At 68.7% G+C, this 21950-nt stretch carries 21 protein-coding genes; 9 read left to right on the forward strand and 12 right to left on the reverse strand.

All coding sequences use genetic code 11. The features are described from left to right. Positions 1–32 precede the first annotated feature (32 nt). The 3 genes from KXR53_RS01650 to KXR53_RS01660 all read left to right on the forward strand — a co-directional run bounded on the left by KXR53_RS01650 (position 33) and on the right by KXR53_RS01660 (position 3898). Entirely contained in the window at positions 33–2111 is a 2079-nt protein-coding gene (locus KXR53_RS01650; RefSeq protein WP_437372749.1) for an adenylate/guanylate cyclase domain-containing protein, read from the forward strand. Positions 2112–2125: 14 nt separating this feature from the next. Then, positions 2126–3082, forward strand: a complete 957-nt coding sequence (locus tag KXR53_RS01655; RefSeq protein ID WP_437372750.1) for a M48 family metallopeptidase — start codon at positions 2126–2128, stop codon at positions 3080–3082. A gap of 87 nt (positions 3083–3169) precedes the next feature. Further along, positions 3170–3898, forward strand: a complete 729-nt coding sequence (locus KXR53_RS01660; protein WP_437372752.1) for a TerB family tellurite resistance protein — start codon at positions 3170–3172, stop codon at positions 3896–3898. Between the two features lie 33 nt (positions 3899–3931). Here KXR53_RS01660 and KXR53_RS01665 read toward each other — a convergent pair whose 3' ends face one another. The 6 genes from KXR53_RS01665 to KXR53_RS01690 all read right to left on the reverse strand — a co-directional run bounded on the left by KXR53_RS01665 (position 3932) and on the right by KXR53_RS01690 (position 10747). Further along, entirely contained in the window at positions 3932–4279 is a 348-nt protein-coding gene (locus KXR53_RS01665) for a TfoX/Sxy family protein (protein ID WP_437372754.1), read from the reverse strand. Positions 4280–4382: 103 nt separating this feature from the next. Next, the gene (locus KXR53_RS01670; protein WP_437372756.1) at positions 4383–6425 is read right to left on the reverse strand and encodes a glycoside hydrolase family 5 protein; all 2043 of its coding nucleotides are present in this window, start codon (positions 6423–6425) and stop codon (positions 4383–4385) included. A gap of 4 nt (positions 6426–6429) precedes the next feature. Continuing rightward, a complete protein-coding gene (locus KXR53_RS01675) occupies positions 6430–8667 on the reverse strand; it encodes a hypothetical protein (RefSeq protein ID WP_437372758.1) in 2238 nt (745 codons plus the stop codon). 393 nt (positions 8668–9060) lie between these two features. Then, positions 9061–9525, reverse strand: coding sequence for a carboxymuconolactone decarboxylase family protein (locus KXR53_RS01680; protein WP_437372759.1), 465 nt, complete (start codon positions 9523–9525; stop codon positions 9061–9063). After that, positions 9522–9941 carry a hypothetical protein gene (locus KXR53_RS01685; protein WP_437372761.1) on the reverse strand — a complete coding sequence of 140 codons (420 nt, stop codon included), beginning with the start codon at positions 9939–9941 and terminating at the stop codon, positions 9522–9524. The genes KXR53_RS01680 and KXR53_RS01685 overlap by 4 nt, the downstream gene beginning before the upstream one ends. 41 nt (positions 9942–9982) lie before the next feature. Continuing rightward, the gene (locus tag KXR53_RS01690) at positions 9983–10747 is read right to left on the reverse strand and encodes an SDR family oxidoreductase (RefSeq protein ID WP_437372763.1); all 765 of its coding nucleotides are present in this window, start codon (positions 10745–10747) and stop codon (positions 9983–9985) included. 391 nt (positions 10748–11138) lie between these two features. Here KXR53_RS01690 and KXR53_RS01695 point away from each other — a divergent pair, with 391 nt between their 5' ends. After that, positions 11139–11960, forward strand: a complete 822-nt coding sequence (locus tag KXR53_RS01695; protein ID WP_437372765.1) for an alpha/beta fold hydrolase — start codon at positions 11139–11141, stop codon at positions 11958–11960. 40 nt (positions 11961–12000) lie between these two features. On the opposite strand, the gene KXR53_RS01700 is transcribed toward KXR53_RS01695, so the two are convergent. From KXR53_RS01700 to KXR53_RS01720, 5 genes are all read right to left on the reverse strand, one after another. Continuing rightward, on the reverse strand, positions 12001–13692 hold the full coding sequence (locus KXR53_RS01700; RefSeq protein ID WP_437372767.1) for an ATP-binding protein: 1692 nt from the start codon (positions 13690–13692) through the stop codon (positions 12001–12003). A gap of 1 nt (position 13693) precedes the next feature. Next, positions 13694–14101, reverse strand: coding sequence for a response regulator transcription factor (locus KXR53_RS01705; RefSeq protein WP_437372837.1), 408 nt, complete (start codon positions 14099–14101; stop codon positions 13694–13696). An 83-nt stretch (positions 14102–14184) separates the two neighbouring features. After that, positions 14185–14832 (reverse strand): response regulator transcription factor, encoded by a 648-nt coding sequence (locus tag KXR53_RS01710; RefSeq protein ID WP_437372769.1) that lies wholly within the window; start codon positions 14830–14832, stop codon positions 14185–14187. 14 nt (positions 14833–14846) lie between these two features. Beyond that, a complete protein-coding gene (locus KXR53_RS01715) occupies positions 14847–15383 on the reverse strand; it encodes an RrF2 family transcriptional regulator (protein ID WP_437372771.1) in 537 nt (178 codons plus the stop codon). A 153-nt stretch (positions 15384–15536) separates the two neighbouring features. After that, positions 15537–15986: a mechanosensitive ion channel domain-containing protein gene (locus tag KXR53_RS01720; protein ID WP_437372773.1), complete on the reverse strand. Its 450-nt coding sequence runs from the start codon at positions 15984–15986 to the stop codon at positions 15537–15539. 197 nt (positions 15987–16183) lie between these two features. Between KXR53_RS01720 and KXR53_RS01725 the strand changes: the two genes are divergently transcribed. Continuing rightward, positions 16184–16654, forward strand: coding sequence for a cupin domain-containing protein (locus KXR53_RS01725; RefSeq protein WP_437372775.1), 471 nt, complete (start codon positions 16184–16186; stop codon positions 16652–16654). 518 nt (positions 16655–17172) lie between these two features. Here KXR53_RS01725 and KXR53_RS01730 read toward each other — a convergent pair. Further along, positions 17173–17769 (reverse strand): PRC-barrel domain-containing protein, encoded by a 597-nt coding sequence (locus tag KXR53_RS01730; protein ID WP_437372777.1) that lies wholly within the window; start codon positions 17767–17769, stop codon positions 17173–17175. 329 nt (positions 17770–18098) lie between these two features. Between KXR53_RS01730 and tsaA the strand changes: the two genes are divergently transcribed. The 4 genes from tsaA to KXR53_RS01750 all read left to right on the forward strand — a co-directional run bounded on the left by tsaA (position 18099) and on the right by KXR53_RS01750 (position 21948). Continuing rightward, complete coding sequence (gene tsaA / locus KXR53_RS01735; RefSeq protein WP_437372779.1) at positions 18099–18644, forward strand: tRNA (N6-threonylcarbamoyladenosine(37)-N6)-methyltransferase TrmO; 546 nt, start codon at positions 18099–18101, stop codon at positions 18642–18644. A gap of 51 nt (positions 18645–18695) precedes the next feature. After that, positions 18696–20492, forward strand: a complete 1797-nt coding sequence (locus KXR53_RS01740; RefSeq protein ID WP_437372781.1) for an ABC-F family ATP-binding cassette domain-containing protein — start codon at positions 18696–18698, stop codon at positions 20490–20492. Further along, entirely contained in the window at positions 20492–21370 is an 879-nt protein-coding gene (locus tag KXR53_RS01745) for a DMT family transporter (protein ID WP_437372783.1), read from the forward strand. The genes KXR53_RS01740 and KXR53_RS01745 overlap by 1 nt, the downstream gene beginning before the upstream one ends. 143 nt (positions 21371–21513) lie before the next feature. Continuing rightward, positions 21514–21948, forward strand: coding sequence for a TIGR01244 family sulfur transferase (locus KXR53_RS01750; RefSeq protein WP_437372785.1), 435 nt, complete (start codon positions 21514–21516; stop codon positions 21946–21948). Positions 21949–21950 lie beyond the last annotated feature (2 nt).

Here is a 21950-nt window from a genome sequence, read left to right on the forward strand (position 1 = left end):
GCGCGGCCGGCAGCTTCTTCCCGCTCCAGATCATGCGAAGGCTCCGCCGCCTGGCCGTGGCGTTCGGGATCGGTGCGGTCCTGGGCGGCGGCGCGCTGCTGCCCGGCGCCGATCTCCTGCAGCGTCAGGGGATCGACGTGCTGCTGTGGCTTGACCGGCCGCTCGGCTGGACCCGCCGGCCGCTGCCGGACCGGCTGCCCGTGGCGGTGGTGGCGATCCGGGAGGAGACCTACCGCACGCCGCCGCTGCAGAACCGCCCGAAGGTGGCCTGGACACCGCAGCTCGGCGCCGTGCTGGCCGGGCTGGCCCAGGGCGGGGCGTCGGTGATCGGGCTGGACGAGATCTACCCGACCACGCTCGACCGGCCGGACCTGATCCGCCACCACGACCGGCCGCTGCTGCAGGCCCTGGCCGTGCTCGGCCCGGCGCAAAAGATCGTGCTGGGCTTCGCCCAGTCCGGCGACCTCGCGCTGCGGCCGGAGCAGGCGCAGGTGATCGCGGCTGGCGAAGCCAATCTGCGGCCGATCAACCTGCTGCGCGACCGCGACGACGTCGTCCGCCTGTACCCGGTCCGGCTGCCGCTGCAGGGCGGCGGCGACACCCCGTCCTTTGCGGCCGAGCTGGTGTCCCGCGCCGGCTATGCGCCACCGCGGGGCGAGCCGCTGATCGACTTCACCATCGGCCCGCGGGACGTGCCGATCTACGAATTCGCCGACCTCGCCGCCTGCGCCGCCGCCGGCCGGGTCGATTTCTTCCGCCGCGAATTCGCCGACCGGATCGTCGTCATCGGCGGCATCCTCGACGTCGAGGACCGCCACACCACGCCGCGCCGGGTGCTGGAGGAGGTGGCGGACCAGGAGCCGGCGGCGCGCTGCATGCCGGCGCCGGGGCAGCCGGTGTCGATGCTGGGCCGCCGCACCACGCCGGGCACGCAGATCCACGCCATCGCCGCGCTGACCTTCGCCCTCGGCCGGGCGCCGCAGATGCTGCCGCCGCTGGCCGCAGCCGCGATGGTCGGCGTAGCCTCGACCGCGCTCGGCACGCTGCTGTTCCTGCTGGCGCCGGGCTGGGGCCTGCTGGCGCTGGCCGGCGCCGCGGCGGTCGCCGTCATCGCTTCGCTGCACGCGCTCGGCAGCGGCGTCGTCCTGCCGCTGCTGCCGCTGCTGCTGGCCTTCGGACTGACCTACACCGCGATCTATGTCTACCGCTTCGTGGTCGAGGACCGGACGCGGCGGCGGGTGGTCCACGCCTTCCGCCACTATCTCGCCCCGGCGCTGGTGGAGCAGCTGGCCGAGAATTCAGAGGCTCTGCATCTCGGCGGCGAGATCCGGCCGGTCACCATCGCCTTCTACGACATTGTCGGCTTCACCACGCTCGGCGAGCGCCTGGCGGAAGAGCCGGAGCAGCTGGTCGCGGTGGTGAACGGCCTCTTGGCCCGCGTCGCCGACGCGATCGAGCGCCATGGCGGCTATGTCGACAAGTTCATCGGCGACGCGGTGATGGCGGTGTGGGGCGCGCCGCTGGCCGATCCGCGGCAGGCCGAGCGGGCGGTCGAGACCGCCTTCGCCGCCTTCGCCGCGCTCGACGACTACAACGCCACGGTGGTGCGGGCGCAGGGCCTGCCGCCGCTCGGCCTGCGCGCCGGCATCAATTCCGGCTGGGCCGTCGTCGGCAATGTCGGGTCGCCGACCCGGCTGAACTACACGGTGCTGGGCGACGCCGTGAACCTGGCCTCGCGGCTGGAGGGCGCCAACAAGCTCTACGGCAGCCGGCTGCTGATCGGCGAGACGACGTATCGGGCTTTGCCGCGGCGCTGGCTGGCGCGGCGGCTCGACTATCTGGCGGTCAAGGGCAAGGCCCGGCCGGTCCGGGTGTACGAGCCGGTGGCGCCGCTGGCCGACGCCACGCCCGGGCAGGTGCAGGCCGTGCGGCGGTTCCACGCCGCGCTGGTTCTCTACTACCGCCGCCGCTTCGCCGAGGCGGCGGATGAATTCGCGGCGCTGGCCGGCACGGATCCGGCCTCAGCACTCTACCGCGACCGCGCCGCGGCCTGGGCCCAGGCGCCGCCGCCGGCCGATTGGGACCGAAGCCATAGTCTGACCACAAAATGAAGAGGGACATTTCGATGAAGCCATTCACGCCCACCACCCTGCATCGCCGCGGCTTTCTGGCCGGGGCCGGAGCCAGCCTCGCGGCGCTCGCGCTCGGCGGCTGCCAGACCGTGCAGGGCTTCGCCAGCGACCCGGTGTCGGCGGCGAGCACGATCGGCCAGCTTTTCGCCTCCAAGAACATGAGCCCGACCGAGGAGCTGGCGATGGGCGAGGGGCTGTATCCCCGCCTGATCGCGGAGTCGGGCGGCGCCTATCCGAACGCCCGGGTTCAGTCGGCGGTGCGCAGCTTCTCCGAGCCTCTGTTCCGGGTCTCCAAGCGTTCCTTCCGCTGGGAGATCACGGTGCTGGACGACAACAGCCCGAACGCCTGGTCGCTGCCGGGCGGCAAGCTGGGCATCAACAAGGGCATGCTGCGCTACGTCGCCGACGAGGCCGAGCTGGCGGCGGTGATCGCGCATGAGATGGGCCATGCCGAGCTGAGCCATCAGGTGGAGGAACTGAATCGCAAGGGGCTGCTCGACCGGCTGGCGACATTCGGCAAGACCGTGGCCCAGACCGAGATCAGCGCCAATGCCGGAGCGCTGAGCGGCGTGGTCGATCCCTTGAGCGAGGCCGCCCTCGATCAGCTCGAGGGGCCGGTGAAGAAGCTGGTCACCTCCGGCTATTCCCGCACGCATGAGCGCGAGGCCGACGCCTATATCCTGACGGTGTTCCGCGCCACCGGCTACGATCCGCGGCAGGCCTCGGCGGTGTTCAGGACCCTGGACTCGCTGGTGCCGCCGGGAACCGACGCCACCACCTCCCTGTTCTCCAGCCATCCCGACACCCGCGAGCGCATCGAGCTGCTGGACCAGCAGGCGGCCCGGCTTCCGGCCGGCGGCGGGACGACGGGATCGGCGGACTTCGCCGAGATCAAGGCGGTGTTCCCGACCCGGCGCTACTATCTGCGCAACGCGCCGGAAGCGAGCTGACCCGTGTCGCCGCACCCCCTCCGCTCCGCTGCGCGACACTGATATCATGGGCGGCGAGGGGCGGCGTATCGGCGAGCGGATCGAGGGATGAGCATCTGGGGAAAGATCGTCGGTGCGGCCGCAGGCCTGGCCATCGGCGGGCCGATCGGGGCGCTGCTCGGCGCCGTGGCCGGCCATGCCGTCGACTGGTATCGCGGCCAGCCGCCGGCGGATGGCGACGCCACTCAGCACATCGCCTTCACCATCGGCGTGATCGCGTTGGGCGCCAAGATGGCGAAGTCCGACGGCGCGGTGACGGCGGAGGAGGTGACGGCCTTCCGCCAGGTCTTCCGTGTGCCGCCGGAGGAAGAGGCGAATGTCGAGCGCCTGTTCAACCTGGCGCGCCGCGATTCCGCGGGGTTCGAGCCCTATGCCCGGCAGCTCGCCGGCATGTTCCGGGACCGGCCGGAGGTGCTGGAGGAGCTGCTGCAGTGCCTGTTCTACATCGCCAAGTCCGATGGCGACGTGAAGCCGGCAGAACTCGATTATCTGCGCGCCGTCGCCGGGCTGTTCGGCCTCGGCCAGGCCGATTTCCACCGGCTCTGCGCCGAGGAATGCGCCGGCTGCGACGTCGACCCTTACGGCGTTCTGGGGGTCGAGCCGCAGATCGACGACGACAGCCTGAAGGCCGCCTATCGCCGCCTGATCCGCGAGCACCACCCCGACCGGCTCGTCGCTCTCGGCATGCCGGCCGACTTCATCGCCGTCGCCACCGACAAGATGGCCCGGATCAACGCCGCCTACGACATCATCCGGCGCGAGCGGAAGCTGGCGTAGCCACCCGAGCCAGAGCGAGAGTGGGTCTCACGATCACCGCCCCCGCTTCGCCGCGGCCCGATGCGCCGCCGCCAGCGCGGCCCGCGCCCAGGCGAGAAGCTCGTCTGGCTCGTCGAACAGCCGCTCCGGCACGCGCCAGAAGGAGAGGTCGATGGTGCGGCCCTTCTTCTCATAGCTGAGGGGCGGAAAGGCCTCGGCTTCCTGGAAGGCCGCGCGGTTGTGCTCGTCGACGCGGACGTACAGCGTGTCCTCCGAAAGCACGCCCAGCATCACCCCGTCGCAGAACACGCCGGTCTTGCCGAACATGCGCCGCATCGTGACGCGGCCGAGCGGGGCGAGTTGATCGCGCAGGAATTCGGCGAAGCTGTCGCTGGTGGCCATGCTCGGTCCTCGGGAAGGGGCTGACCTTACAGTGGGTATGCGATCATCCGCGAACCACCCCGAGTTCGATCATCGACTCTCCATCACCTCTGAACATGCGGCGTCAGTTTGCGTAGGCGCTCGGCAGCCCTTGCAGGTGGTTGTAGTACTGGGACCCGTAGCTCGACGGCGTTCCGGATTCGTCGGTGATCAGGCCGATGTTGAAATCGCTGGTGCCGCAGGTGCCCGGCCAGGTGTTGAAGTTCCAGGCCATGTAGCCTTGCTTCTTGCCCTCGACGAAGGCCCAGAGCCGGTCCAGGTAGTCCGTGTCGCAGCTGGAGCCGAAGTGATTGGCCATGCCGTGCTCGCCGACGATCAGCGGGACCTGGTCCATCACCGGCCCGACCTCCGTCTCCCAGCACTGCTGGCTGGTGCAGACCGCGAAGTTGTACTGGTGCCAGGAGGCGATGATGTTGTTTTCCGGGTCGGTGGGCTTGTAGGCCAGCCAATGGCTCAGATCGCCGGCGGAGCCGAGCCCGCCGACCATGATCACATTCTTCGCCCCGGTGGCACGCACCGTGTCGACCAGCGTCTGCATCCCGACTGCGGTGTAGGATATGTCGGTCTCCTCATAGCCCTCCGTGACTTTCACCGAGCAGCTGCTGCCCCCGTTGCGCCAGCAGCTCCAGGCTTCGGCCGCGGGCGGGTCGTTCAGCAGATACGGCTCGTTGTAGAGGTCGAAGATCACCGCGCTGTTGCCCTTGAAGGCGTTGGCCACGCTGGTCCAGAAGGCGACGGAATGATCCGCGTTCGGCATCGGCTGAAGATCCAGGCCGCTGGTCGACAGCTGGCCCGGCATCGCATAGTGCAGGTCGACGATGACGGCCAGGTTGTTCGCGGTCATCAGATTGACGTAGTCGATGATGGCCTGGCGGTACGGCGCGCCCATATAGGGCGCGTTGGCGCTGGTGGCGTTGATGCCCAGCCAGCATTGCTCGTTCAGCGGCACCCGCACGGCGTTGGCGTTCCAGGACTTGACCGCGTCCACGAACGCCTGATCGCGCGGCGTGGCGTCGTAGCCGTGCACGCATTCGAAACCGGTGGTCCCCCGGTTGACGCCGTGGATGAACAGCGCCTGCCCCTGGCCGTTGAGCAGCCTGTTGCCCTGCACGTGCAGGCCGCTCATCGACACGGTGGACGGGCCGGTGCCCTGCCCGACCATGGCCAGGTCATCGAGATAGAAGCGGGGGCCGGCCGTGTCCGAATAATATTTGATCGCTAGGACGTCGATCGTGGTGTTCGCGGCGCCGAGATCGGCCAGCGGAACCTCGAACCGGGTCCATTGCCCCGCGGTCAGGGGCGCCAGCACCGAGCTGCCCAAAAAGGTCCCGGCGCGGAAAGCGTCCACCGCCAGCACCTGGCCGCCCGCGGTGCCGCCATGGGCCCAGAGCTCGACCGTGTCGAAGTCGGCGGTGCTGAAGCCGTCCTTGTCGAAATAGAACTGGCCCCAGGCGCCGGTGGGCGTGACCGCGATCGACCGGGCGCCCGAATGCACTGGGCTGGTGTTGGCGGTGTTGCTGCTGATGTTCCAATGGCTGCCCGGGGTCCAGCCGTTGCGGAGCTGGTCGTCGTAGAGGACCTGCCGCGTCGGCGCGACGCTGAGCCCGATGTCGTCGACGAAGTATTGCGGCAGGGCGGCCGCGGTGGCGTTCTGGATGACGAAGCCGGTGATCTGCCGGTCCTGCGCGTCCAGCGCCGACAGCTCGACCGAGTATTGCCGCCACTGGCCTGCCGGAAGCGGCGCCAGGGCCACGCTGGTCAGCGGATTGCCGGCGGTGTCGCGGGCATGCACCTGCAGCTGCTGGCCGCCGGCCGGCCCGCCATGCGCCCAGAAGGTGACGGCCCCATAGCCGGTGGTGCTGATCGCTGCGGTGTGCAGATAGAGGCCGCCCCAGCCGCCTTGCACGAGGCTGATCGAACGGGTGCCGCCGTGCACTGTGCCGCTGTGGCTCAGGCTCTGGCCGGACGACCAGCTCCAGTCCTGCCAGCCGGCTTGCAGCGCATCGTCGTAGATCACGATCGGATCGGCGGCGCGGGCGCTGCCGAGGCTCAGCGCGCCGAGCAGTCCCATCAGGACGAGCAGGCCCTGGAGCAAGCGATTGCGCATGGTGTCACCGCCACTTCATTACGCCCTGCCCGGGCGAGGTCAGCCACAGCGCGCCGTTGGCCGCGACCCTGGCGAACAGCGCGAACGGATAGGCCAGGCCCTGGTTCTGCGCCGCCCAGCCGGCGACGCCGTCCGCGCTGGTGACCACGCCCTGGCTGGTCGAGGCGTAGCCTCCGGCATGGACCGCGCTGGAGCTGCCGAAATAGACGCGACCGGTGCCCTGATGGACCGTCACGGTCCGGGCCTGGTCATCGGCCCGGACGCGCGTCCAGCTCTGGCCGTAATCCGCCGACCGGTACAGGCCCTTGCCGGTGCCCTTGACCGCGATCCAGATGTTGCCGCCCCGGCTGGCCAGGTCCATCGGGCCGCCATAGATCCAGACGTCGTGCAGCCAGTGCGTTCCCGGAGTCCAGCCGCTGGTCATGGTGGCGGGCAGGGCCAACTGGCTCCAGGTGCCGGCGCTGCCGCCCTGCCAGGAGCGGTAGACGGCGCCGGCCGACAGGGCAAACACGCCGTTGGTCGCGGTGTAGTAGATCCGGAAGCAGTCGTCGTTCGGGCAGTCCAGCACCTGCGCCCAGGAGACGCCGTCATCCTCGCTCAGATACACATCGCCGTTCACGGCCGCGTACACCCAGCGATAGTTGACGGCGCTGTCGGGCGCCACGGTCAGCCCCTCCAGGCGCCGGATCGGGTTGGGCAAGCCCTGGGTCAGGTTCTGCCAGGTCGCGCCGCGATCCGTGCTCTTCAGCAGATACAGCGGCTCGTCGCAGGGGCTGCCGCAATTCTCGAGATTACCGCCCAGCTGCGCCCAGACCACACCGGCGCGGCTCGGATCCGCGGCCACGCTCAGGGTGTTGCCGCCCTTGCCGGCCCAGCCGCCGGTGTATTGCGCGGCGTTCAGGCTGGTCCAGCTGAGGCCGCCGTCGTCCGAGCGCCACAGGCCGAGATCCATGTAACCGGCATAGATCAGGTTGGCGTCCGCCGCGCTCTGCTCGACCACGATCGGGACGACGTTGTCGATGCCGCGCGAGCGCCACTTGCCGCTGACCGCGGTGGAGACGCTGTCGCTCCAGGTCCTGCCGCCGTCGCTGCTGGCGTAGAGGAACTGGTTGTTGGTCCACAGCACGGTGTTCGGGACCGCCGGATCGTTGCCGATGGTCTGGCCGATCCCCTGGTAGCTGAAGCCCATGCCCCACACCTCATCGGCCTGGGACCACCCGCCGCTCACGCTCAGGGTGTATTTGGTCCAGCTCGTCCCGCCATTGGTGCTCTCCCACAGGAAGCTGCCATAGGTGCCGGCGGGGCGCAGGGCCTGGTCGTCGAGGCCGACGATGCGCACCCGGCTGGAATTGGTTGCGTCGGCCAGAATGATCCCCGAAGGCGCCTGGGTGCCGGAGGCGAGGAGCGTCCAGGAAAACCCGGTCTCCAGCGACTTGTAGACCCGCGGCGCATTGCCGGTGGCGGCCACCGTCGCATACATCAGGTTCAGGTTCTGCGGGTCCAGGCCGTAGGCGATGTCGATCAGCTTGCCTTGCTGCGGGTCCATCCGGGTGAAGGTGGCGCCGCCATCCGTGGAGAAATGGGCCTGGTAGACCACCTGGCTTTCCGCGCGGTCCGGAAATCGTCCCCGGCCGCTGATCGCCCAGACTCCGTCGGGATCCACGGGATGGGTGCGCAGCCCGGTGATGCGCAGGTTGGTCGGCAGGTTGGACCCCGTCGGGCTCCAGCTCTGGCCGGCATCGTTGGAGCGGATGATGTAAGGGCTCAGGCTGTCCCACTGCGGATGCACCGCGGCGTAGACGATGTTCGGATCGGCCGACACGGCGATGGCGGCGATGTAGCCGGTGCTGTATCTCCGGCTGAAGCCGGTGCCATTGCTGCTGCCGACGAACAGCCCGCCATCGGTGCCGACCAGCAGCTTGCCCGTGGGGTGGGCCGCCAGCGAAGCGATATGGGTCGCGGTCAGCCCCTGGGCCGACCCCACCGCCGACCAGGTGGCGCCGGCATCGGTGCTCAGGTAGACGCCGCCGAGGTCCGAGCCGACGGCCCAGTATCCTTCGGCGGTCACCACGGGGGAATTGAACGCGCCGCCGCCGCCGGGGTTGCCGGGCTTCCAGGAGGTCTGGGCATGGCCGACCAGAGGCATGAGAACGATCAGCGCGGCCAGCAGGCCGAGCACGAGCCGGTGCTTGATCGGGCCCCTCGAGACTGTCGAACAGGCCTGGGCTGCGCTCCCGCGCATGGCATCAGCCCCTGCGCCGATACGCGCAAAGCGCCGCGAGTGGCCGAAGCCACGAATACCCTTCCGCATAGAACGATCCCCCGTTTCGCTCCAGCGCCGCAAAATCGATCCGGCTTGCCGAAGTCTGGAGGCCTGGAGCCCCCGCCGCGAATCACATCGAATATCGACAATCCAGACCGACACATTCCTGCAATGGGCGCAAGGTCCCATCGCTATAGAGCAGAAAATTTCACAGGAAGTTCATGCAGGCAGGCAGGACAGACCGCTCACGCGGCGGCAGCAGGGCGAAAGCCGGCCTCGCTGGCCGCAGACTCCAGGAACTCTTGATCCGGTCGCGAAGGGCAGGGAGGGGGCGGGACCACGCCGCCGCCGGCGGCGCGGTCCCCGTGTCGATCAGGCGGCGTCCTTGGACGGCACGTCGACCTTGTGAACGGCGCGGAGGCCGATCTGCACCCTGTTCCAGAGGTTGATCGCCCCGATCAGCAGGGTCAGGTGGCCGATCTCGGTGTCGTTGAAGTGGGCCTTCAGCAGCGCGTAGTCCGCATCCGGGGCGCCCGTCTCGGCGACCTTCGTCAGCCTCTCCGTCCAATTGAGCGCGGCGCGCTCGCGATCGGTGAACGCCGGGGATTCGCGCCAGGCGCTGAGCAGGTGGATCCGCATGGGACTCTCGCCGTGTTTCACCGCGTCGGTGGCGTGCATGTGGATGCAGAAGGCGCAGCCATTGATCTGCGACGCGCGCAGCTTGACCAGCTCGGCCAGGCCGCGGTCGAGGCCGCTCTTCTCGATGGCGGCTTCGACCATCATCATCGCCTTGGTGCCCTCGGGGGCGGCCTGGAAGATATTCAGGCGCGGAGTCATGCGTATCTCTCCTTCAGGGTGGAGCGGGCGTCCGTGATCGCCCAGAGGGTCAGGAGCGCTCCAAGGACTGCCGGGAGTGTGACGGCCGGAAAGTCGCGGATGAGCACCGACGGCCCGCAGATGCCGACGGCGACCTCCCAGTAGTGGAACAGGGCATGGCCGCTCAGCCACAGGGTGGGGGCGGCCCACGAAATCACGCGGTATCGCGGCTCCGCGGCGCCGAACAGGAAGGCGGTGCCGACGAGCAGGAAGATCAGGCCGATATCGCGGATGAAGTGCTGGTTGAACGGACCGGTCGTGGTCACGCCAGGCACCGCGAAGTACCAGCCGTCGGGCGACACCAGCATGAAGACGCCGTTCGCCTCGGCCAGGAACCCCATGAGCACGGCCACGCCGAGGCAGAGATTCTTCAGCATCGATGGATCCTCTCGAGCACCGCGGATCGCGGCGTTGCCGGCTACTTCTTCGGCGGCGGCGGGGGGACGTTGGCGAGCCACCAGTCGAAGCTGGTGGAGCCGAGGCGGGCGTCCGGGCCGGGCATGAGCGACTTGTCGTCCGCTCTGATGCCGAAATAGAGCGCCTCCGGATCGGCGATCACCTGGCGCGGATCCTTGTCGTAGGCGAGCACCCGGCGGACGAGCTCGGCGATACGGAACGCCTCGGGCCCGGCCACCTCCAGCGTCCGGTTCACCGGCGCGGCGAGCGCCGCCTCGGCGACCGCGGCCGCGACGTCCTGCGCCGCCATCGGCTGGAACCGGGCGGTCGACGGGCGGACGGTGTCGCCTTGGGTGGCCTCCTGCGCGATGCCGCGGATGAACTCGAAGAACTGGGTGGCGCGGATGAGGGTGTAGGGGATCGGCGACGCCTTGATCAGGCTTTCCTGCGCCAGCTTGGCGCGGAAATAGCCGCTGTCCTGCAGCCGCTCGGTCCCGACGACGGAGAGGGCGACGTGATGGCGGATGCCGGCCTTCACCTCCGCCATCGTGATGTTCCGGCCGGCGGTCTGGAAGAACTCCATGGCCGGCCCGGCCTCGAAGGATGGCGAGTTGGCGACGTCGACGACGACATCGGCGCCCGTCAGCGCCTCGGCCAGCCCCTGGCCGGTGATGGTGTCGACGCCGGTGCTCGGCGCGGCGGCGACGGCCAGGTGGCCCTTCTGGGTCAGCTTGGCGACGACCTTCGAACCGATCAGGCCGGTCCCGCCTATGACGACGATCTTCATGGGTTCACCTCGCGGACAGGGCGCCGTCTCGGTCGAGGGACGTGGTCCTTCACGTCACGGTCAGCGCCTGGAAACAAGAGGAAGCATCGTGCATCACGGAGGCCCCCCGCCATTGGGCCGACCGGTAGTCCCGCACATCAAAGGATGGGACATCCTGGACCTTGGCACAGGTCAAGCTGCGGGGTCCGCACGGCGCGGCCGTGAACGGGCACAGGTTGTCCCGGGCGAATGCGCGCGCTCACCCGCCGTCCGGCCGGCATGTCCTGGCCCGGGGCGTGCCGCACCGCTCCCTTCGGCCGATCGACGGGGCTTCGGCCGCGCCCATAGCCTTCCCGCGCCGGGTGCGACGGTCCGTGCCGGACCGCGCCCGCACCACCTGAGGAGACTTCCCATGCCGACGATCACCACCAGGGACGGATGCGAGATCTACTACAAGGACTGGGGCAAAGGGCCGGTCGTCACCTTCTCGCACGGCTGGCCCCTGAACGCCGACGCATGGGACGGGCAGATGCTGTTCCTGGCGCAGCACGGCTTTCGCGTCGTGGCGCATGACCGCCGTGGCCACGGCCGGTCGACCCAGACCTCCGGCGGCAATGATATCAACACCTATGCCGACGATCTCGCGGCGGTGATCGAGGCGCTCGACCTGCGCGATGCCACCCTGGTCGGCCACTCCACCGGCGGCGGCGAGGTCGCCCGCTACATTGCCCGCCACGGCACCGGTCGAGTCGCCAAGGCGGTGCTGCTCGCCGCGGTGCCGCCGCTCATGCTCCAGACACCCGCCAACCCGCTCGGGCTGCCGATGCAGGTCTTCGACGGAATGCGCGCCGGCCTGATGCGCGATCGCTCGCAGTTCTACAAGGAGCTGGCGCCACCCTTCTATGGTGCGAACCGGCCCGGTGCCGTCGTATCACAAGGGGTGCTCGATCAGTTCTGGCTGTGGAGCATGCAGACGGGTCTGAAGAGCGCCTATGAGTGCGTGAAGGCCTTCTCCGAGACCGACTTCACTGCAGACCTCAGATCATTCGATGTTCCGACCCTGATTCTGCATGGCGAGGACGACCAGATCGTGCCGGTGATGGACTCGGCGCGCAAATCGGCCCAGCTCGTGAGGAGTGCGACGGCGATCTACTATCCCGGCGCGCCGCATGGCCTGATGTCGACCCACGCCGACCGGCTCAACGCGGATCTCCTCGCCTTTCTGCGCAGCTGATGGCGGCCGGCCTGCCGTGTACAGCGGAGCAGGCCGGTTCCTAGCTCTGCGATGCGTCCGGCTCTGCCGGAAGCCAGAGCCGGAAGCATGCGCCGCCTTCGGGGCGGTTCGAGGCGGCGATGCCGCCGCCATGCGCGGTCACGATCGACTGGCAGATGGCGAGGCCGAGGCCCATTCCTTCATCCTTGGTGGTGAAGAAGCCCTCGAAGATGCGGTCGAGGTCTTCTTCCGGGATGCCGGGGCCGTTGTCCCGGATCACGAAGACGACCTCGCCTCCCGCACCGAGCGCCGTGCTCAGCTCGACACGGCCGTCCTTCTCGCCGGCCTGGCCGATGGCCTGGACGCTGTTGACCAGGAGGTTGACGACCACCTGCTGCAGCTGGACCCGGTCGCCGATCACGCGGGGCAGGCCGAGCCCGAGCCTCACCGACAACCGGATCGCGCGTGTCTCGATATCGTGGCGGATGAACAGCAGCGCCTCGTCGACCACCTCGTTCAGCTCCAGCGGGCGCCACTCCGGCGCGTGCTTCGCCGTCATGGCCCGGATGCGATGGACGATCTCGTTCGCGTGGCGGGCGCTGGCCACGATCCGGGTCGTCAGCTGGGTGACCTTCGCCAGGTTCGGGTCATCGCGCGAAAGCCATCGCAGGCTGGTCTCCGCATTGGTGAAGATGGCGGCGAGCGGCTGGTTCACCTCATGCGCGATCGAGGTGGCGAGCTCGCCGAGGGTCGAAATGCGGGCGGCGCGCGTGAACTCCGCCTGAAGCTGGCGCAGCTGTGCCTCGGTGCGAAGTCGGTCCGTGAGGTCGGTCAGGCTGATGACCGTCACATCCAGCTGCTCCGGCGGCGTCGGAAAGGTCACCGCGATCTGCACGTCGAGCAGCCGGCCGTCGAGCGTGCGCAGCTTCATCACCTCGGCATGGCTGCGGCGCCCGTCGAAATGCGCGATCAAGATCCGCCGGGCCGTCTCGGGGGAGGCCTGGAACAGGCATTCCACCGGGCCGCTCAGATCCGTCGCGCTCCTCGCACCGAACAGCAGCGCCGCGCTCCAGTTGATCTCCGTGATCCGGACGCTCTGCTTGGCGAAGTCGATCAGCTCCGGACGGGCCTCCAGATATGAACCGATATCATGGACGCCCTCTGCCCTCAGCCGCGCGAAGACGTGTCCCATCACTCTCGCATCGACCCGGAGAAGAGGATTGGGCATGTGGTGGATGAGCTTGCGATACCGCTCCTCGCTCGCCCGCAGCGACAAATAGGAACGATGATCGTTCACTGCGCCCTTCACCGCCACGAACACCGTGTCGGCGCCGCCCTCATCCGAGCGCCACACCGTCAACACGGGATCCTGCAGCAGCAGCGAGCTGATGTCGCGTGTCCGGGTCGCGTGAGGGGACGGGTCGGTTGCAACCGCGGCGATCAGTTCGGCGAGGACGGCCTGGCTCTCGGGTGGCCAGAAATCCGCGATCGGCCGGCCGATCATCTCCTTGCGGCCCGCAAAAGCCCCCACCAGATGCACGGCCCGTTCATTGACATCCACGACACGCGAGCGGCCGAGCACCTCACCCACCCAATCCGCCTGGCGCACCTCGCCGCCCGACGGGCCGGTGTTGATGAACGTCCGGACGTCCGCCGTGTCGAGCTTCCAATACGGCGACTCGCGATACGGCGCATCGAGTTCCGGGACGGAACTGGAGTCAGGCTCGCCGGTCGAAGGAAGCGTCTCGTCCATGTCAGCCTCCGGATGACTTCTCTCCGTTGACCTCTTCGCCGGGCCCTTCGTCGTGGCCCAGAGCCGACCTGAGGTGGTCGAGCAGCGCGCTGTCGTCCACAGGCTTGGCCAGGTACGCGCAGGCGCCGCCGTCCAGGGCGCGCGCGCGCCCCGCCGGATCGGGTGCCGAGGTGATCATGAGCACCGGTATGGTGCAGCCGAGTGCGCGCAACCGGCGCTGCAGCTCGATTCCGTCGATCCCCGGCATCCGCACGTCGGTGATGAGGCAGTCGAACCTTTCGGGCGTGTCGCCCGCGAGGAAGGCCGCCGCGCAGTCGAAAGCCTCGGTCGAGAAGCCCATCACCTCAATGAGCTCGCACAGAGCGTCGCGCATGGCTTCGTCATCATCGACGATTGCGATAACGGGCACCTTGGACAAGCGGATGGCCCTCATCGACGCGGCCGGGCTGCCATGTCGCGCCATCCGCGACCCATTTGGAACTATCCCGTGGTCTAGGTCGGCTCTTCGTCGCGAAGGTCGGGGGGAAGGGCCTCCCACGCCCGGATGAGCTCGCCGACCGACGTCGCGCGCATCTTCTTCATCACATTGCTGCGGTGCAGCTTGACGGTGACCTCGCTGATGCCGAGGTCGTAGGCGATCTGCTTGTTGAAGCGTCCCAGCGCCACGGCGCGCAGCACCTGGCGCTCGCGCCGGGTCAAGGTCTTGTAGTGGTCGACATGTTGCCGGGCGATGCGGGCCTTGGCCCGCTGCGCGACGTCGCGTTCGATGCCGGCCGAGACGGCGTCCAGCAGGGTCTGGTCGCGGACCGGCTTGGTCAGGAAGTCGATGGCGCCGGCCTTCATCGCCTGGACCGTCATCGGGATGTCGCCGTGGCCGGTCAGGAAGACGATCGGCTTGTTCTTGCCGGTGGATGCGAGCTGCTGCTGCAGATCGAGGCCGCTCGTCCCGGGCAGGCGCACGTCGAGAACCAGGCATCCGGAGCGATCCGGCAGCTTGCAGTCCAGCAGCTCGCGCGCCGATGCGAAGCCGGCCGCATCGAGACCCACCGACAGCATGAGCTCCTGGAGCGCCAGACGAACTGCCTCGTCATCATCGACGATCAGCACCAGGGGACGCTCGGTTGCGGCGGCCGTGTTCATGGGCGAATCCGGTTCTATGAGGCGGTTGAAGCAGCGCCGGATTTGCGGCCGCGGCCGCTGATCCGGCGGTCGATCCACTCTTGCAGTTCGTTCGGGAATTCGGGCGGCGCCTTGCGATAGACGGCCTGCGCGATATCGGCCAGGGATTGTGCGGCCAGCACCTCCCGCATCGCCTTCTCCGCGCGCAGCATCACGGCGTGGATCGAGCAGATGCCAGCCATCGCCCACGCGGGCGGACTGTCCCCGAACACGGCGCAGCGGCCGCGGATTTCCTGGCAGTCGAACAGCGGCTTGTGCCCTTCGATCGCATCCACGATCGCGAGGACGCTGATGTCCTCCGGCTTCCTGGCGAGCACGTAGCCGCCGCGCACGCCCTCCGTCGCCCGGACGATCCCGGCCTTCTCCAGCTTGGCGAAGATCTTGGCGAGAAAGGTCGGCGAAAGGCCCTGGAGGTCGGCGAGGTCGCGGCAGCTCAGCGGGGTCTCGCCCTTGTCGATGAGCCAGAGCAGGCAATGCATGCCGTATTCGACGCTGACAGTCACCTGGGCCATAACTCGGACTCTAATAGTCCGAGTAACGAGCCGCAACGGCAAACACGGACAGATTCTGTCTTAGTTCAAGTTGGCAGCTCGCTGCAGGCTGTCGGCGTGACCTGTCGGCTCCCCGCGGTGGCGCGGTCCACCGGCGGTGGCTGTGGGCTGTCGTCAGCCCGCCGATCGTCTTCGGAAAACGGTCTGGATGGCGCCCAGGAAGAAATGCAGGCTCCGCCCATGCATCAGCCCTTCGCCTGGACTCGCCCGGGCCTTCTCGACGCGCGCGGACAGGCTGAGGGCGAGATCCTCCGCCAGGGCCGGACGGTTCTCGATCAGCGGCCCGAAGGCGATCTGGTCGATCTCGTAGACGGTCACGCGGGTGAGGGCTTCCAGCGTGCAGGCCTCTCCCATGCTCCCGACCACGCGTCCCTCGGTCCCGTCGCTGAGAACGATCCAGTCGCCGATCCCGAACGGCCGGCCCAGCGTCATGGCGATGCCCGACAAGACATCGCCCAGCGTGTTCTGAAGCGCCAGCCCCAGAATGATGGCGATGACGCCCGACGTGGCGACCAGAGTCCCGATGGGAATGCCGAAGACGAAGGCCAGGACCGACAGGGTCACGCCGAGTGGCCGCTGCCGGGCCGACCTGTGCCAAGGGCCAGGATTTCCTGTCCTTCGGTGTGCCGGATTATCGGTCGGCACAATTGTGGAGGGGCTCCCGAATCCACGATCTTCCATCTCGTTTTCAGGCGCTGGCCGTGCGGTGAAGGATGATGCCCCTCGACCGAGACGGCGCCCTGTCCGCGAGAGGTGAATCCATGAAGATCATCGCCCCGCCTGAAAACGACATCGCCGATCAAGGACATCCCGCCATGAAACACGCCATTCTCGCGGCGCTCCTCGTCCCCATCTCCTCAGGCCCGGTCTTCGCCGATGCTCCGGGCTCCAAGAATGCCAGGGTCACGCTGGTCTATGAGCACGCGTTACCGGACGTGCCCGGGAAGAGCATCAAGGGCGTTCTCGTCGAATATGGGCCAGGTGGCTACTCGCCCGCGCACACCCATCCCAACTCGGCGCTGATTTACGCCACGGTGCTGAAAGGCGCCGTCAAGATGCAGATCAATCAGGGTCCGGTGCGCATCTTCAAAGCCGGCGAGAACTTCACCGAGATGCCCGGCGACCATCATGGCGTCAGCGCCAATGCCAGCGAGACAGAGCCGTCCAAGCTCCTCGCGGTCTTCGTCGTCAACACGGACGAGACAGAGCTGGTGATCCCAGATCCGAAGTGATCAATGCCGTGTGGCCGCATCCTCGCCGCGGCCACACACGATGGCACCGCCCCTATCGCAGCTTAGGGGGCCGACCCATAGCCCCGGTCGGGTCGGACCCTGGCTGTCAGTGACGCCAGCTGACTGTTCGGCACAATCTTGTCTCTCGATGCCATCCACAGGGCCTCGCGCTCAAAGTCCTCGCGACAGAGCGTGCGGTTGAACGCCGTGATCCGTACGGTATAGGTCACGATACAGACGCCGCTTTTATCGAACACGTCCACAACCCGCTCGGCCATGTGAGTCCATTTGCGTGAGGCGAGCTTGCGCCACCCCACGTCCCTCTCTCCTTTAGCGTTACTGTGCGGCATCAGCGGAGTGGCAGCCACTGCCGCGGACGCCTGCAATCAGCTACAGCACGTCCACGTTTCCCCTTTCTCCACCGGCCGACCCGAGAGCCCGGAAGGCCCGTGCCGGCCCCTGCCGTCTATCTCCGCCAGGTGCCCATCCCTTTCGCCGCGACCCCGGATCAGCGCGAGCTACCCTGGATATTCGAACTTCGGGGCATCGTTGAGCTGCTGTCTGGTCATGGTGGTGCGGCCATGATCAGGGGACATCCGGTTGGTCTCGGTCATCGCCGGTGCGGTGGTTCCTTCGGGGGCCGGCGGTGTCGTCCCGGCAGCCGGAGGCGTGGTGCCGGGAGCCGGAGGCGTCGTGCCGGGCGCCGTCGGCTCGGTTGGGGCCGGCTGCGTACCGGGAGCCACGGTTGGAGCGGGACTGATGGGCTGATCGCTCCACTGCACTTGGTCGAATGGGATGGCGACGTCCTTCTCGCCGATGCCGAGGAAGCCGCCGACGCCGACCACAATCGCCTGCACCTGGCCCTGGCGATCGACGAGGATCTCGTTGACGTCCCCGACTTTTTCGTCACCAGGCCCGTAGATGCTGACGCCGATCAGCTTGGAAGCCCGCCAAGTGTCCGCGGACACCTTGTCGGCTGTGATGGTTTCAGTCGGCGCACCGCCAGGCGTGCCGGGTTGCGCCGGCGGGGCTGCGGGCTGGTTGGTCTGCGCCAGCGCCGGCCCCACGCCGAGCGCAGCTATGGCGACGCATGCGATCAGATGCTCCTTCAACATGGAGCCCTCCTTTTCGTGATTTCGGAAGGGTCGGATCGCCGTTCTTGTGGAACGCGGGATCGCGGGGGACCTCAAAGAGCCGCTGACGGCCTTTCGGATGGATGACTGTCCTCGATGCGATCGCGTCGGCGATCATGAGAGTGCCTCCGGCGCTGTGGCCGGGACCGACCCACTTGGTCAGTACAGCAACGGAGAAAAATGGCAGCCGGTTCCGATTCGCCGCGCTCCTCGCGCAAGAGGTGGGATGTCCGCGGCATCAAGGCTCTCGCCGACCGGCGTATATCGTCCTATATAGCGAGGCGGCACGACAGCTGGAGCAGGGGCCCCGCATGGTGCGCGAGGACGAGATCCGGGCGGCCGAACGCGCCGTCGAATGGCCGGCGGCGGCCGATGGCGGCCTCGTCTTCATCGGCCGCATCCGCACGCCCTGGACCTCGCGCCTGGACTGTCCGCGCCAGGGCCGGCCGGACGGCCCGACCTGCCGGATCGAGGTGTTCGCGCCCTGGGACCAGGCCCTGGCCGGCGTCGCCGAATATGAGTGGCTGGAGATCCTGTACTGGCTGCACAGGTCGCGGCGCGACCTGGTGCTGCAGAGCCCGAAGAACGACGGCACGACGCGCGGCACCTTCTCGCTGCGCTCGCCGGTCAGGCCGAACCCAATCGGCACCGCGATGGTCACGCTGCTCGGCATCGAAGGCTCGACGCTGCTGGTCCGCGGGCTCGATTGCCTCGACGGCACGCCGTTGATCGACATCAAGCCGGACCGGTGCGCCTTCACGCCGCTCGCCCCGCCCACCCCGGGCGATGCCGACGTGGGAACGCCTGATGACCGTCGGCCGCCGCGTCGTCGGGCAGGCATGACCAATCCGGGGTAGCCAAGGCCCGCCATAGTTGCGACAAGGGCGGCCTCTCTCGGATCACGGCGCATGACCCTTCTGCTCGCCCTCCGCAACGCCGCCGTCACCTTCGGCGGCGAACCCCTCTGGACCGGCGTCGACCTGGCGCTCTCGGCCGGCGACAAGGCCTGCCTGGTCGGCCGCAACGGCAGCGGCAAGTCGACCATCCTGAAGGCGCTGGCCGGCGCGATCGACCTCGACGCCGGCGAGCGCTTCGTCCAGCCCGGCATCCGCATCGCCTATCTGGCGCAGGAGCCGGACCTGTCCGGCCACGCCACCGTGGCCGACTACGTCGCCTCCGCCCTGCCGGCGGACCGCGCCCACGATCATTGGCGGGTCGAGGCGGTGCTGGATGCGGTCAAGCTCGACGGCGCCCGGCCGACCGGGGCGCTGTCGGGCGGGGAGGGGCGGCGCGCCGCCATCGCCCGCGCCGTGGTCGGCGAGCCCGACGTGCTGCTGCTGGACGAGCCGACCAACCATCTCGACCTGCCGACCATCGAATGGCTGGAGGGCGAGCTGAAGGCCTGGCGCGGGGCGCTGCTAGTGATCAGCCACGACCGCGCCTTCCTGAACGCGCTGGTGCAGTGGGCCTGGTGGATCGACCGCGGCGTGCTGCGGCAGATGGACAAGCCCTTCGCCCAGTTCGAGGAATGGGCCGAGACCATCCTGGCGCAGGAGGAGGCGGAGCGGGCGCGGCTCGACAAGCGGATCGCGTCGGAGACCCTCTGGTCGCGCCAGGGCATCAGCGCCCGGCGCAAGCGCAACCAGGGCCGGCTGCGCAAGCTCCACGCGATGCGGGCCGAGCGGCGGGCCCAGATCGCCCGCCAGGGCGTGGCGGCGCTCGGCATCGCCGAGGCCGGCCGCGGTGCCGCCCGGGTGATCGAGGCCGAAGGCGTCTCCAAGGCCTTCGGCGACACCGTCATCGTGCGCGACTTCTCCACCCGGGTGCTGCGCGGCGACCGGATCGGCGTGATCGGTCCGAATGGCGCCGGCAAGTCGACGCTGGTCAAGGTGCTGACCGGGGCCGAGCCGCCCGATTCCGGGACGGTGCGGCTGGGGCCGGGGATGGAACCCGCCTATTACGACCAGACCCGCGCCGTGCTCGACCCCGAGGCGACGCTGCGCGACGTGCTGCTGCCGCATGGCGGCGACTATGTCCAGGTCGGCGAGCAGAAGCGGCACATCGCCTCCTATCTCGGCGACTTCCTGTTCGACCCGTCGCGGCTGTTCAGCCCGGTGAAGAGCCTGTCGGGCGGCGAGCGCGGCCGCCTGCTGCTGGCCAAGGTGTTCGCCCGGCCCAGCAACCTGCTGATCCTCGACGAGCCGACCAACGACCTCGACCTGGAGACGCTGGACCTGCTGGAGGAGGTGCTGGCGGACTTCCAGGGCACGCTGATCCTGGTCAGCCACGACCGCGACTTCCTCGACCGGCTGGTCACCTCGGTGATCGCGGTCGAGGGCCAGGGCCGGGTCGCCGAATATGTCGGCGGCTACACCGATTATCTGCGCCAGCGCCCGGCGCCGCCCTCGGCGCCCGCCCCAGCGGCCAGGCCGGCGGCCGCGGCGAGGCCGGCGGCGCCGAAGCCGCGCACCAAGCTCAGCTTCAAGGACCAGCGCGAGCTCGACCTGCTGCCCGGCCGGATCGAGGCGCTGACCGCCGAGATCGCCGAGCTCGGTCGCGCGCTGGAGGACCCCAGCCTCTACGCCCGCGACCCGGACGGCTTCGCGAAGAAGACCGCGCGGCTGACGGCGGCGCAGGCGGAGAAGGAGGCGGCGGAAGAACGCTGGCTCGAGCTCGCGGCCCTGGCGGAGGAGCTCGGCTCCTGATGATGAAGCCTGTCGATCTGCTTCTGGCCCTCGGCGTGATGCTGGTCTGGGGCTACAACTTCGTCATCGCCAAATATGGCCTGGCGGAGCTGCCGCCGCTGCTGTTCATGGCGCTGCGCTTCGGGCTGGTGGCGCTGCTGCTGGTGCCCTTCGTGCGCATGCCGCGCGGGCGCTGGCGCGACGTGCTGATCCTGTCGGTGATGCTGGGGCTGACCCATTTCTCGCTGATGTTCACCGGCCTGGCGCATGTCGACGCCGCGGTGGCGGCGATCGTGATCCAGGTGCAGGTTCCGGCCTCGGCCCTCCTGGCCATGATCTTCTTCCGCGACAGGATCGGCTGGCGCCGGGCGCTCGGCATGGCCGTCGCGATCGGCGGCGTCGCCATCCTGGCGGGGGAGCCGCGGCACAGCTCCGCCCTCTGGGCGATCGGCCTGATCGTGCTGGCGGCGATCGTCTGGGCCGCCGCCAACATCCAGATGAAGCGGATGGCCGATCTCGACCCCTCCACCATCAACGGCTGGATGTCGCTCTTCGCCGCGCCGATGCTGCTCGTCGTCTCGCTGCTGCTCGAGGACGGGCAGTGGCAGGCGGTGACGCAGGCCAGCGGGTGGGCCTGGATCGCCGTCGCCTTCCAGGCGGTGGTCGTCGTCATCCTGTCCTACGCCGTCTGGTACCGGCTGCTGCGCACCTATTCCGTCAACCAGACCATGCCCTATACGCTGCTGGTGCCGGTGTTCGGCGTGCTGTCGGGCGTGCTGTTCCTGGGCGAGCCGGCGAGCTGGTCGCTGCTGATCGGCGGCATCGCCACGCTGGTCGGCGTCGGCATCATCATCCTGCGCCGGCCGAAGGTGGTCGAGGCCCAGGCGCAGGTCACGTGAGAGGATTCGCCTGTTTCTGTCATTGCCGGGCTTGACCCGGCAATCCAGAAGGTGTCGACGATCTCTGGATGCCCGGATCAAGTCCGGGCATGACAGGGAAGGGGGCGGCACTTGAACCTTTGCGAATCCAGGAGAGGATCTTGATGGCCAAGCTGACGGAGATCGCCCCGGACCTGCACGCGGCGGCGCAGGTGGACTGCGCCGCGATCGCGGAGATCGCGGCCTCGGGCGCGCGGACGCTGATCAACAACCGCCCGGACGGCGAGGAGCCGGGCCAGTTGCCGGCCGAGCAGGCCCGGGCAGAGGCCGAGCGTCTGGGCCTGACCTACATCCACATCCCTGTGGTCTCCTCCGCCATCGCGCCGGGCGATGTGGAGGCGATGCAGCAGGCGCTGGCCTCGGCGCCGAAGCCGGTGGTGATGCATTGCCGCAGCGGCACTCGCTCGACCCTGCTCTGGGCCGCGGGCGAGGTGCTGGCCGGGCGTCGCGACGCCAGCGACCTCGTCGCCGAGGCGGCGGAGAAGGGCTTCCAGATCGCCTCCTTGCCGGATCTGGTGGCGCGGCTGCGCCAGGGCTGATT

Origin of the sequence: Inquilinus limosus, assembly GCF_051487185.1 — a bacterium.
Classification (GTDB): domain Bacteria; phylum Pseudomonadota; class Alphaproteobacteria; order DSM-16000; family Inquilinaceae; genus Inquilinus; species Inquilinus limosus_F.